This is a genomic window from Vibrio quintilis, from assembly GCF_024529975.1.
Taxonomy (GTDB): Bacteria; Pseudomonadota; Gammaproteobacteria; order Enterobacterales; family Vibrionaceae; genus Vibrio; species Vibrio quintilis.
The window spans coordinates 2,679,766-2,692,219 of the sequence record NZ_AP024897.1 but is presented as its reverse complement, the minus strand read 5'-3'; the positions used below and the strand labels follow the sequence as shown (position 1 = coordinate 2,692,219).

At 44.5% G+C, this 12,454-nt stretch carries 10 protein-coding genes; 5 read left to right on the top strand and 5 right to left on the bottom strand.

Going from position 1 to position 12,454, the window contains the following annotated elements; all coding sequences use genetic code 11:
• Nucleotide 1 precedes the first annotated feature (1 nt).
• Nucleotides 2-1,201 (bottom strand): MFS transporter, encoded by a 1,200-nt coding sequence (locus tag OC443_RS12340; RefSeq protein WP_073584367.1) that lies wholly within the window; start codon nt 1,199-1,201, stop codon nt 2-4.
• A gap of 129 nt (nt 1,202-1,330) precedes the next feature.
• Here OC443_RS12340 and OC443_RS12335 point away from each other — a divergent pair, with 129 nt between their 5' ends.
• Nucleotides 1,331-2,254 carry a LysR family transcriptional regulator gene (locus tag OC443_RS12335; protein ID WP_234976417.1) on the top strand — a complete coding sequence of 308 codons (924 nt, stop codon included), beginning with the start codon at nt 1,331-1,333 and terminating at the stop codon, nt 2,252-2,254.
• Nucleotides 2,255-2,802: 548 nt separating this feature from the next.
• Here the strand turns inward: OC443_RS12335 and OC443_RS12330 are convergent.
• Nucleotides 2,803-3,042 carry a putative signal transducing protein gene (locus tag OC443_RS12330; protein ID WP_073584313.1) on the bottom strand — a complete coding sequence of 80 codons (240 nt, stop codon included), beginning with the start codon at nt 3,040-3,042 and terminating at the stop codon, nt 2,803-2,805.
• Nucleotides 3,043-3,300: 258 nt separating this feature from the next.
• On the opposite strand from OC443_RS12330, the gene OC443_RS12325 reads away from it, so the two are divergent.
• Nucleotides 3,301-3,798 (top strand): GNAT family N-acetyltransferase, encoded by a 498-nt coding sequence (locus tag OC443_RS12325; RefSeq protein ID WP_073584315.1) that lies wholly within the window; start codon nt 3,301-3,303, stop codon nt 3,796-3,798.
• Between the two features lie 40 nt (nt 3,799-3,838).
• Here the strand turns inward: OC443_RS12325 and OC443_RS12320 are convergent, their stop codons facing one another.
• Nucleotides 3,839-5,392 carry a methyl-accepting chemotaxis protein gene (locus OC443_RS12320; protein ID WP_073584317.1) on the bottom strand — a complete coding sequence of 518 codons (1,554 nt, stop codon included), beginning with the start codon at nt 5,390-5,392 and terminating at the stop codon, nt 3,839-3,841.
• A gap of 403 nt (nt 5,393-5,795) precedes the next feature.
• Between OC443_RS12320 and glpK the strand changes: the two genes are divergently transcribed.
• From glpK to glpD, 3 genes are all read left to right on the top strand, one after another.
• Complete coding sequence (glpK, locus tag OC443_RS12315) at nt 5,796-7,310, top strand: glycerol kinase GlpK (RefSeq protein WP_073584319.1); 1,515 nt, start codon at nt 5,796-5,798, stop codon at nt 7,308-7,310.
• Between the two features lie 174 nt (nt 7,311-7,484).
• A complete protein-coding gene (locus OC443_RS12310) occupies nt 7,485-8,279 on the top strand; it encodes a DeoR/GlpR family transcriptional regulator (protein WP_073584321.1) in 795 nt (264 codons plus the stop codon).
• A 149-nt stretch (nt 8,280-8,428) separates the two neighbouring features.
• The gene (glpD, locus tag OC443_RS12305; protein ID WP_073584323.1) at nt 8,429-9,970 is read left to right on the top strand and encodes a glycerol-3-phosphate dehydrogenase; all 1,542 of its coding nucleotides are present in this window, start codon (nt 8,429-8,431) and stop codon (nt 9,968-9,970) included.
• Between the two features lie 42 nt (nt 9,971-10,012).
• Here glpD and OC443_RS12300 read toward each other — a convergent pair whose 3' ends face one another.
• Both OC443_RS12300 and OC443_RS12295 read right to left on the bottom strand, forming a co-directional pair.
• Nucleotides 10,013-10,696 (bottom strand): response regulator, encoded by a 684-nt coding sequence (locus OC443_RS12300; protein WP_200796950.1) that lies wholly within the window; start codon nt 10,694-10,696, stop codon nt 10,013-10,015.
• Nucleotides 10,665-12,311, bottom strand: a complete 1,647-nt coding sequence (locus OC443_RS12295) for an ATP-binding protein (protein WP_234976418.1) — start codon at nt 12,309-12,311, stop codon at nt 10,665-10,667. Before OC443_RS12295 ends, OC443_RS12300 begins: the two co-directional genes overlap by 32 nt.
• Nucleotides 12,312-12,454: the final 143 nt, after the last annotated feature.

Genomic DNA, 12,454 nt, shown 5'->3' with positions numbered 1-12,454 from the left:
GTCAGACTGTTCTGACAGATTTCCGTTTTTCTCTGTCGACCATTTGGTAGAGTAATACCCAGAGTATACATAACACGAGCGCAATCCGGGTACAGCCCAGAATACCCTGCCATCCCCAGACCTGATAAAAAGGTTCCAGCGCAAACACGCCGAGACTGGCGCCAGTGTAATAGAACAGGCTGTAAAGCGCCATCGCACTTCCTTTTGCAGTGCTTACGCTGCGTCCTATCAGAGTACTTGCCTGCGCATGACAAAAGAAAAAGCCGACGGAAGTCAGTATCAGGCCAATGATAATCATCGGCATCTGGCTGAAGCTCAGGCATATGTTTGCCAGAAGCATCATGAACAGCCCGGTAATGACGCCCGAGATTAAACTGTGTTTTTTCGAAAAGCGGCCGACCATTGAAGCGCTGGCTGTTCCGCCAAGCAGTGTCAGAAACAGCAGGCTGCGCAGATCGCTGGGAATATAATAGGGCGCTTCGCTCAGTGTGAGCATCAGGTAGTTGTACTGATTCACATAAGTGCCGAATGCCAGCCCGATAAGCAGATAAATCAGAACTAACTGCGGGCGTTTCATATGGCTTATATAACCATTCAGACAGGAACGGATACAAAATTTTTCCGGCCGGAAATGGTGCTGTTCTGGCAGTAACATATAGATGGCAACAAAAAAGAACAGGCTGATTCCGCCCAGAATATATCCGGCAGCATTCCAGTTGTTAAAATAAGCAGCTCCGGTACCACCAAGAATCCGGCTGCATAATCCACCCAGCGTGTTGGCCGCAATATAGAGACCGACAGCAGAAGCCAGCCAGCTCTTTCTCAGTTCTTCTCTTAACAGCGGAACGGCCACTGCCGGGCAGACCGCGAGAAACATGCCCTGAAAAAATCTTAATGTCAGAAATAAAGCATAGCTTTCGACGAAAGGCAGCAGGATCGATACCCCAATACCGAACGCTGTACCTGCTAACAAAATTTTGCGTCGCCCGACTGCATCAGACCAGCTGGCAAACAGAATTAATCCGACCCCGATTCCCAACAGTGGTGCAGACATCGCTAAGTTAGTGTCCAGAGTATTCAGATGAAAGCTTTTCTGAATCAATGGAAGCAATGGTTGCAACCAATAGATATTAGCAAATGTCACAACAGAACAGAGGCAAACAGCCAGGACTAAACGGTTGTATCGGGTCAGGTTTTTCACTTTGGCTGATATCTCCACATCTTCAGGTCGCTTGGGTATATACGGATTGGTTGGAATATGCGGGCAGCATACCGTTTTGATCAGAATAAATAAAATATGTTGTTTTTATACTATCCATAAATATAATTTATGGCGGTCAATTCGATGTTTATGGTGGTCATCCGGATGGAATTAAAACAGCTTCAGTATTTTGTTGCCGTTGTTGAGCAAGGGTCGATATCCGGTGCCGCCCGGCAGTTGTCGCTGGCTCAGCCAGCGATTAGTGCCAGCATTAAAAAGCTTGAGTCCGAACTGAAACTTCCCCTGTTTCACCGACGGGAGCGGGGAGTAAGCCTGACCAGTGAAGGCCAGGCTTTTTTACAACATGCCCGGCAAATACTGAATCAGGCAAATGATGCTAAATTGTTAATGCAGGCGTTCGAAGGATTAGATCACGGCGAAGTTCAGGTTGGCGTGCCAAGTATGCTGGGCTCCTATTTTCTGCCACCGTTGTTGATGGCATTTAAGCATCAGTATCCTGGATTAAGTGTGAATATCGTTGATTCAGGTACACGAAGCATTCGCCAGGCACTTCTCAATGGTGAGCTTGAGCTGGGTGTTGTCGCCAGTAATGATGTCTTGCCGGAGCTTGATAGTGAGCGGTTGCTGGAAGAAGAAATGGTTGTTTGTATGGCAGAGGATCATCCGCTGGCAGAAAAAGAGACCATTCAGTACAGTGACTTTCTCTCTTGCGAGCTGGTTTTGTTCCGCAAAGGTTATTATCACCACTCATTAATCGAGACGATTAGCCGACAGGAACAAATTCAACCTAAAATTGCTTTTACAACCAACCTGTTACCTTTAACGAAGGCGATTATCCGACAAGGGTATGCCATTTGTCCGATGTGGAAAATTGCAGTTCAGCAAGACGATCATATTGTGACCCGCCCGTTTACAGAGTCGTTTGTGATTGAACTCAGCCTCGCATGGCGAAAGGATACCTATCTTTCCAGAGCAAATCAGGCTTTCAGAGACTTTATTCTGGATGCTGTACATCATGACCGGAAACGCTAGAGGTCATCAGACCCTGTGGGAAGAGGAACAAAGCCACCGGGGGGAGCGGTGGCTTTGTTATCGTATGCAAACGGATATGGTTTTATTATACCCGAGCACAGATTCTTAAAATAATAAGAAAACAGATTTCAAAACCATCACACATTAAAAATTGAAACGATGTTTTCAAATATTTTTAACTTGTTTTTAATTTTATATTAAAAATTAGTTTTATGTTTGTAATTTTTATCGGGGTTTATTTTTATGTGATTAATATCACATTGAGAGCGATTTTCCGGAAAAATGAGCAGGTAAGTTTCGTTTCTCTGTATTTGCTCAGGAAGATAGATTTTTCTGAAAAAAATGTTTCTGTAAAGTGACTTATACCTAAGGAACCTGCATCTTCAGGTTATTTGGGTATAGGATGATATCTGAGTAGCAAATCAGGACAGTGAAATGTAAAAAATAATCGTTTGTAAGTGCACGCTTTGTCTGATCACACTGAAAAAGCATTCCTGACAATGTCTGCTAAGATAAGCAGACTCATTGCGTCATTCAGGGACCGTGATTCAGCACATGGCATCATCATCGACAGCTGATGAAAAGTCTGCATTCAATATCATTCTGGCATTTTCAGCATCCGCCTCATGAACCATTAATCTGATACTGCCGGGTATATCATTAAAGAGCCATTGCATGTTAATCATTGAATGTTCGTCAGCAATAATGCTGACGATACCAGCAGCATCCAGGCTGGCTTTGGCAACATGAGCTTCATGGGGCAGGGAAAAACGGGCGACGATAACCATTCAGTGCTCTCCGGGACAAATGAATTAAAATCACTTTATATCTGTTTAACTTTTTGTTTTCTCTGACAGAGAATAGACGTTAATTTATGATTTTGTAAATTAATTCGGTGAAACGGATGAGGATATCCGGTTTGAATCTGATGTGATTCAGGCTTTCTTGACGGCTTTCAGAGCGGGTCTGTATGATAGCCGGAGTGCTGTAGAACAGAGTATGGCATAACGAGCAACGGGCGAGGTTTTTGTGTGAATATCAGGGAAATGAATGAACTCGATTTCCGCCGGTTCTGGCCGGTTTTTGAAGAGATTATCAAAGCGCAGGAGACTTATGCATTCGATCCTGATATGAGTTATTTACAAGGGTATGCGGTTTGGTGTGAAACCCCTGTGAAAACATATATTTGTGAGGAAAGTGGTCAGGTTTTAGGGTCTTATTATATCAAACCCAATGCAATGGGGCCCGGAAAGCATATTTGTAACTGTGGGTTTATGGTTGCTCCAAAAGCAAGAGGGAAGGGGGTTGCCAGAGCCATGTGTCAGCATGCTCAACTTAAAGCCGTGAAGATGGGTTTCAGGGCGATGCAATTCAATTCCGTTGTTTCAACTAACGAAGTCGCTGTTCGTCTGTGGCAGAAGGAAGGATTCAGTATTATCGGAACAGTTCCGGAAGCATACAGGCATCGGACTCTGGGATATGTTGACAGTTTGATTATGCATAAAAAACTGGCTGAGTCAGATAAACTTCCGGAACTGGCCTGATTGCTCAGGTATATACCCAAGCAACCTGAATCCTGCATCTTCAGGTTGTTTGGGTATAAAATTGTTTGATTAATCTTTGGAGGCTTTCCATCTGATCAACCAGAGCGTCTGTGCGTTCCACCGATGAATCTGACAGAAGCTGCGTTTCTGATATGGTGTGTTTCATCCGGTGAACGTGCTCACTGATGCCCTGAGTGACCTGAACCTGTTCAACAATCGCATGAGAAGTGTTGGTACTCTGTTCGCTGATCGCTTTCAAATCATTGACGATAGCCTGGAAGGCTTCGTTGCTTTGATAAGACATGTTGACACAATTTTCAGATGTTTCCTGACCTGACTGCATGTGATGAGTGGCCTGTTGTACCGTGTTTTGCAATATTTCAATTTTGCTGCGGATTTCATCAACGGAATTACTGGTTTTTTCAGATAATCCCCGGACTTCATCTGCGACGACGGCAAAGCCGCGACCTGCTTCACCTGCACGGGCTGCCTCGATTGCTGCGTTCAGTGCTAACAGATTCGTTTGCTCGGCAACTTCCTGAATTAATCCCAGAATGGCCTGAATACCATCCACATCGGTGTGAAGTTTTTCCAGAGCTTTTCGGGAGTCATTCAGTATATGACTCAGATTTTCCGTTGTTTTCACAGTTTCCTGAATGGTGTTGATGCCAACCGCTGCCATCTGTTCCGCATCCTGTGCAAAAGATGAACTTTGTTTGGCCTGATTGGAAACATCATCAATTGAGTGCAGCATTTGATCGGTTGAAACCGACATCGCTTCTGTTGCTGTGGTTTGCTCATCCAGCTTTTGTGCCATCACCTGACGGTTTGCACGCTCATCTTCTGCTGAAATCAACAGTTTTTCTGAGGTTTCACCGGCTCTGGCTGTGACGGCCCTTAACTCTGCTTTTTTCATCAACAGAGCAAGTTCAACAGAAGATAAGTCATCACAATAACCGGTGTAAGGTTGTTCCATTAATGGGTTATCGTAATGATTTTTTGCCTGCTGCTGTATCTTACTGAGTCGGGATTTGAGCCTGAATAGTGTGCCTGTCAGCAGCAACATAACCAAGCTGCTCGTACCCAGAATCAGCGCTGAAGGGAACAGATTGAGAAATCCGGTCAGCAGGATAATAAACTGAAGAATGATCAGACCGGCTGTGCAGGTCAGCCAGCTGAAGCGTTTGACCGAAGCTTTGTTCTGACGCATTTTGGCGTAAAGAGAAGTTGCCCGGCTGATTTGTTCATCTGAAGGCTGGGTTCTGATCGATTGGTATTCGTAAACTTCACCTTTTGCATTGCGTATCGGGGTGACAAATGCAGAGACCCAGTAATAATTTCCCTGTTCTTTACACTTATTTTTAACCATACCCATCCAGCTTTTACCTGACTGAATATAATCCCATAGCTGCTCAAAGGCTGCTTTGGGCATATCCGGATGCCGGATGACGTTATGTGGCTTGTCTAATAATTCCTCTTCTCTGAATCCGGAGATCTGGCAAAAATCTTCATTACAATAAGTAATATGACTGGAAGGCGATGTTGTAGATATCAGACTATCCTTGTCTGAATAGCGGACACGTTCGTCACTCATAATTTAAATCCTTGTATTTATTTAAAATAACAAATGAATGATCGAGCCCATCCCAGTCCGTTTATTGATTTATTTTGAAGGATGATGACATCGATCTGATTAGAATGAGAAATAGAAAATCGTTATCAATATATTTCATATATAATTCGGAACTTGATTATACGAACTAACACAATGAGTTTTTTGACATTTTACAACTTTGAGTGATCTTTGTTCAGATTTCAACTTGAAATTGAACTGATACAGTTATTTTTTTGAAATGAACTTATGCATTTTTTAACATAACACGGCCATTTTATGTTCGAACGCTCATTTTTTGTTGGTTTACTTTCGGTTTATGGTGTCTTGTACACAATAATACACAGACAGAACTATCACTCACAATAAAGGATAAAAGGATCGTATGAATGAACCTGAATATATTGTTGCTTTAGATCAGGGGACAACGAGCTCCCGTGCTGTGGTGCTGGATAAAAATGCGACTATTGTGAGTATATCTCAACGTGAACTGCAGCAAATCTATCCGGAATCCGGTTGGGTTGAGCATGATCCTATGGAAATTTATGCGACACAAAGTGCAACTTTAATTGAATCGCTTGGGAAGTCCGGTATCCGGAGTGATCAAATTGCTGCAATCGGAATAACAAATCAGCGTGAAACAACGATTGTCTGGAATAAAGAAACCGGTAAGCCGGTTTACAATGCGATTGTATGGCAGTGCCGGCGGACAACCGGAATATGTGAAACACTGAAACAGCGTGGTCTTGAGGACTATATCCGGGAAAATACCGGCTTGTTACCAGACCCATATTTTTCCGGCACAAAGATAAAGTGGATCTTAGACAACGTCAAAGGTGCCAGAGAAGATGCAGAAGCCGGCCGTTTGCTGTTTGGTACGGTGGATACCTGGCTGGTATGGAACATGACACAGGGCCGCGTGCATGTGACTGACTTTACCAATGCTTCCCGCACGATGCTGTTTAACATCAATACCCTCAGCTGGGATCTGAGGTTGCTTGAGGAACTGGATATTCCATTGTCGATGATGCCTGAAGTAAAATGCTCTTCTGAAATCTATGGTCAAACTAATATCGGCGGCAAAGGGGGAACACGTATTCCCATCGCCGGGATTGCCGGTGATCAACAGGCGGCGCTTTTCGGACAGATGTGTGTCGAACCCGGACAGGCGAAAAATACCTACGGGACCGGATGTTTTTTGCTGATGAATACCGGCAAAGAAAAAGTGAGTTCTTCTCATGGCTTACTGACAACAATTGCCTGCGGGCCTGGCGGACAACCGGTCTACGCGCTTGAAGGGGCTGTATTTATGGGCGGGGCGTCCATCCAGTGGTTACGTGATGAGATGAAGTTACTGGATGATGCGAAAGATTCTGAATATTTTGCGACCAAAGTCGATTCTTCAGAAGGAGTGTATGTTGTGCCTGCATTTACCGGGCTGGGAGCGCCTTACTGGGATGCTTATGCCCGGGGGATGATTGTTGGATTAACCCGTGGCAGTCATGCCAATCACATTATCCGTGCAACTCTGGAGAGTATTGCTTATCAAACCAGAGATGTGCTCGACGCAATGCAGGCGGATTCTGACATTCAATTATCGGCTTTAAGGGTGGATGGTGGCGCTGTTGCGAATAATTTTCTGATGCAGTTTCAGGCTGATGTGCTGGATGCTGAGGTTCATCGCCCCAAAGTTACTGAGGTCACTGCATTAGGCGCCGGGTATCTCGCGGGACTGGCTGTTGGTTTCTGGCATAGTCTGGACGAATTACAGGATAAGGCAGAACTCGACCGGTCATTTATGCCGCATCACGACGAAGAAAAGAGAAACAGCCGTTACCGGGGGTGGAAGCGTGCTGTTTATTGTGTGCAGGCGTGGGCAAAACTCAGTGACGGGGAATGATGTCATCTTATTCCTCTATCGCAAAAAGGGCGTTGTTGCCCTTTTTTGTTGTGTAAAAAATTAAAGACGGCTCACGGATAATCCGTTGACCATCAGTTTAAATTGAATATTTTTTTGGGGTATATCAGCGGCAGTTTGTCTGGCGGTATGATCTGATTGCCCGGGGAGAGTGGCGTGAAACAAATTCCAAGACACCAGAAAATAACTGAATTAGTCAAGAAACAGGGGTATGTCAGTACCGAGGAGCTGGTTGAACATTTTCAGGTGAGCCCGCAGACAATTCGCCGGGACCTGAATGAGCTGGCAGATAAAAATCAGATCCGGCGTTATCACGGTGGTGCAACCATGCCACTCAGCTCAGAGAATACGTCATATTCACTGAGAAAATCACAAAATTTTTCAGAAAAGGATCATATTGCTGAAGCACTTGTCAGGCATATTCCCGATCAGGCGACGCTTTTTATTGATATCGGAACAACGCCTGAAGCTGTTGCCCGGGCTCTGATTAAGAATCATAAACAGTTGCGGGTTGTGACCAATAATCTGAATGTGGCCTCGATGTTGTTATCAAAGACGGATTTTAAAGTGATTCTTGCTGGTGGAGAAGTTCGTAACCGCGATGGTGGCATTATCGGAGAGGCGACGCTGGATTTTATCCGGCAGTTCCGGCTGGACTTTGGCATTTTAGGGATCAGTGGCATTGATTTTGATGGTTCACTGCTTGATTTTGATTACCATGAAGTCCGTGTGAAGCAGGCAATTATTGAGAACAGCCGTCATGTGTTCCTGGCTGTTGATCATTCGAAGTTTGGCCGGAATGCGATGGTGAAATTAGGCAACATCTCTCAGATTGATACCTTATTTACGGATGTCGCACCACCGGAAGAAATTCAGGCTATTCTTGATAATTATCAGGTTGCTTTAGAAGTGACGGGTGAGTCGTCAGATGAAGCCGGTGACAAATCCTGATTCGTTTTTATCGTGCTTTATCTGTGTTTAGCATGTTCGAATGAGTGTTTTTGAGTGAAATCGAAAATAATTAGTGCATTATTTCATCGTTCACGCTAATATTTAGCGTGTTTGTATGTTCGTTTGCTCCTTCTTAAAGGATTCGTGCTATGAGTGTTGTGAATCAGGCCGGTCAGGTTTTGGATTTAATCGTTATTGGCGGAGGCATCAATGGCGCAGGTATCGCCGCTGATGCAGCAGGCAGAGGATTATCCGTTGGTTTATATGAAGCGATGGATTACGCGTCCGCCACTTCTTCGGCCAGCTCAAAATTAATTCATGGTGGGTTGAGGTATCTGGAGCACTATGAGTTTCGCCTTGTCTCTGAAGCGTTAGCTGAAAGAGAAGTACTCCTGAAAATGGCACCTCATATTGCTTTTCCAATGCGCTTTCGTTTACCGCACCGGCCTTATCTGCGGCCGGCATGGATGATTCGTTGTGGTTTATTCCTGTACGACCATCTTGGTCACAGAACATCTCTACCTGCAAGTCATAAGGTTGATCTCAGCCTGTCTGGTTTTTTAAAAGAAGAAATGAAAACGGGGTTTGAGTATTCTGACTGTTGGGTGGATGATGCCCGTCTGGTGGTGCTGAATATCCTTGCTGCCAGAGAAAATGGTGCTGAGACCCGAAATTATTGCATGGTGAAACAAGCGGTGAGGCAAGATGGTTTGTGGCGGGTCACGATTCAGGACCAACTGACCGGTGAACAATTTGAAAGAACGGCGAGAGCTTTGGTCAATGCTGCCGGGCCATGGGTACAGCAGTTTTTTGAACAACACATGCAGCTGGTATCCCCAAGGCATATTCGTCTGGTGAAAGGCTCTCATCTGGTTGTACCGAAAATTCATGCAGAAGAACAGGCTTATATTCTGCAAAACCAGGATGGCAGGATTGTCTTTGTGATTCCCTATCTGGACCAATTCTCAATTATCGGGACCACGGATATTGAATATCATGGTGATCCCCGTGATGTTGTGATTTCTGAAGAAGAAACGTCCTATTTACTCGATATCGTCAATCAGCATTTTTGCCATCAGTTGCAGCGTGATGATGTTATCTGGACTTATAGTGGTGTCAGGCCGTTATGTGATGATGAATCGAATTCACCTCAGGCAATCACCCGGGATTATACTATTGAGCTGGACCACGATAATGGACAAGCGCCGCTGCTGTCAGTCTTTGGCGGAAAGCTGACGACTTACAGGAAACTGGGTGAAGCAGCTATGGATAAGCTGAATCCATTTTTTGAATCGATGGGGAAACCGTGGACTTCGTCCGCCAGATTACCCGGAGGAAACTTCAGCTGTCCGAGACAACAATTGAGTCAGACGATTCATCAGCAATATCCGTGGCTGGATGAGTCGATGGTCTTCCGTTATGTCACGCAGTTTGGCACCAACACATGGCAATTACTGGCAGATAAAATGAACCTGTCTCAAATGGGAACATGTTTTGCTGACGGTGTGTATCAGTCCGAAATTGATTATGTGGTACAGCATGAGCAGGTGAGAAAAGGGGAAGATTTCCTGTGGCGGCGGACGAAACTTGGCCTCAGCCTGAATGAAGATGAACAGGTGCAGGTCACAGCATATATTGAACGTTTCTATTCAGAACAACGACAGAAGTCGGTTTTAAAGCTGGTTGAATAATGAGCCGGCTGTTTCCGGAACCTTATTCAACCCTGAGTTTGTTTATTCAATCATTTGATATAAGCGTCTGGGGCGTCCACCGGTGTTATAGTTTAAAATTAACCGTAAGATGCCTTCAGACTCCAGATATTCCAGATAACGCCTTGCAGTTACCCGGCTGAAGTTCATTCTTTCCCCAATGTCCTCTGCAGAGAAATTATGGAGTTTTTCTTTGTAGAGTAATTTTTTAAGTGCTTCAAGTGTGGTGGAGTCGATTCCTTTCGGAGTTCTGCGTTCAGTTTTGACCGGTGAGCGCCGCAGCAGCTGGTCAATATCGTCCTGATCAACGGTTGAGGCGCTGACCAGTTTTTGTTTATAGCGGGCGTAATCATCGAGTGCCTGGCTGATTCGCGACATGCGAATTGGTTTCACCAGATAATCAATGACACCTAACTGAACCGCTTTTTCGACAGTGGTAGTTTCTCTTTCTGCTGTGGTCATAATGAAATGGCAGTCTGTATCCTGATCTCTGAGCTGACGAATAATATCCAGTCCGTTTCCGTCAGGCAAAGTGATATCGACAAAGACCAGTTGAGGCTGAAATGCTTTAAACTGCATCAGTGCATCAGCACAGGTTTCGCTTACAGCGACCACCTGGAAACGCGGGTCCTGATTAATCGTGGACTCGAGTGTATAGCTGGCACGAATGTCATCTTCAATGAGCATGACTCGGGTTTTCGTTGTCATCTGAAGTTTCTTTTTTATCTAAGTAAATGCTAAACAGTGTTGTATTATTTTCTGTCCGTTCCCAGTCAAGACTGCCATGGAAGTAGTCAACCAGCTGTTTGACAAGATATAAACCAATGCCACTTTGTTCATCACTCTGTTTTGAGCTGACACCAAATTCAAGAATACGGTTTGCTATCTGTTCGGGAACGCCTGTCCCATTATCCTGAATTTCAATCATAATATAGTGTCCGCGGTCACTAATATATACCCAGATTTCAGGCGTAACGGAATTGCGGTTTTGCCATGCGGCTAATAGTGCATTATCTGTCAGGTTGCCGATGATGGTGACCAGCTTTTCGGAAATTTGCTTATGGTAGCTGGAGAGCGTTGTATCCTGATCAATCGAAAATTTCACCCCCATATCGGATGCCTTATTAAATTTCGCCAGTAATAAGCCGGCGACGGCACTGTCATTGACAGACTGAACAATATTATTAATCACTGTCTGGTATCGATCGGTTTCCTGTTGGATAAATTCAACCGATTCCTGATAGCGGCCTATCTGCAACATGCCAGACAGTACATTGAGTTTATTTGAATACTCATGCGTTTTACTGCGCAATAGTTCCGAGTAATTTTTCAGATAAGTTAATTCTTTCTCAAGTTCGTTAGGTGTCAGGTTGGCAAAGAATACGATCACGTGTCCGATTAACCCTTTAGCGGTCTTGATTGGATAGATGTTCGCTTTATATTTCAGCTTTCCGATATTGAAATCAGCCTGATGATACCGTCCCTGATTTTCTAACAATAAATGACTGAGTGAGGCTGAATAATTCGACAGGGGATGACTTTTATAGTCGTACCGGTTCAGCACCCCCATGGACAACAGTTTGATTGCACTATTGTTGATCATGGTGATATTCATCTCCTGATTCACGGCAATGATTGCGTCCCGGATACTGTCAAAGACCATTTCATGTTCCCGGAATTTATTGACGATAAATTCCGGTTCAAAGTCCAGAAAAGTACGTTTCATTTTCCACAAAAATGCCATCGTGGTACATAAGCCAAGCAGATAAACTAACCCGATGAGCAAACCAATATGGATATGTTGCTGAAAGATGATATTAGATATTTTGGAGGAAAGATAACCAATACACACCGCACCAATCAGTTGGTCATCAAGGTAGACCGGTGTGAAATTTCGGATTGCCATGCCCAGAGAGCCTAAAGCTTTTGTGCTGTACTCCTGACCACTTTTTAAAACCGGCCGGATATCATCACCGACAAAATGCTGCCCGACTTTGTGGCTGTCCGGGTGGCTTAACCGGATGGCATTTTTATCGACCACAACAATAAATGAAGCATCAGTCCGTGAACGGATGGATTCAATGTAGTGGCTGAATTGCGGTGTTGGCTGATGCTGATTCTTTTGATTCACGGCCTGGATGACTTTGGGATCATGGGCAATGACCCGTGCCAGCTCCCGGCCCCGCTCTTCAAGAGCGGATTGATAAGAATCCTGTAGCAGGTAAAGGATCGCTATCGTGACAAGAATCACAATGGAAGACGTTGTGGCAATAGTCGTTAGTGTCAGATAGCTTTTGAGTTTCATAGACTGATTGTTGTTCATCGAAATATCAACAAGTTCAGAGGATTGTATCACGGGCATATTGAATATGTATGCAGTCAGATTATTGGAGGATGTGTTGTGTGAGTTATATCAACCGGCGAACATTTTATCCGCCGGTTGAATGGGATGATGAATCATTGCCT

Coding starts and splice junctions, on each gene's coding strand:
- OC443_RS12335 (WP_234976417.1), top strand. CDS start 1,331: ATGGCGGTCAATTCGATGTTTATGGTGGTCATCCGGATGGAATTAAAA.
- OC443_RS12330 (WP_073584313.1), bottom strand. CDS start 3,042: ATGGTTATCGTCGCCCGTTTTTCCCTGCCCCATGAAGCTCATGTTGCC.
- OC443_RS12325 (WP_073584315.1), top strand. CDS start 3,301: ATGAATGAACTCGATTTCCGCCGGTTCTGGCCGGTTTTTGAAGAGATT.
- OC443_RS12320 (WP_073584317.1), bottom strand. CDS start 5,392: ATGAGTGACGAACGTGTCCGCTATTCAGACAAGGATAGTCTGATATCT.
- glpK (WP_073584319.1), top strand. CDS start 5,796: ATGAATGAACCTGAATATATTGTTGCTTTAGATCAGGGGACAACGAGC.
- glpD (WP_073584323.1), top strand. CDS start 8,429: ATGAGTGTTGTGAATCAGGCCGGTCAGGTTTTGGATTTAATCGTTATT.
- OC443_RS12300 (WP_200796950.1), bottom strand. CDS start 10,696: ATGACAACGAAAACCCGAGTCATGCTCATTGAAGATGACATTCGTGCC.
- OC443_RS12295 (WP_234976418.1), bottom strand. CDS start 12,311: ATGAACAACAATCAGTCTATGAAACTCAAAAGCTATCTGACACTAACG.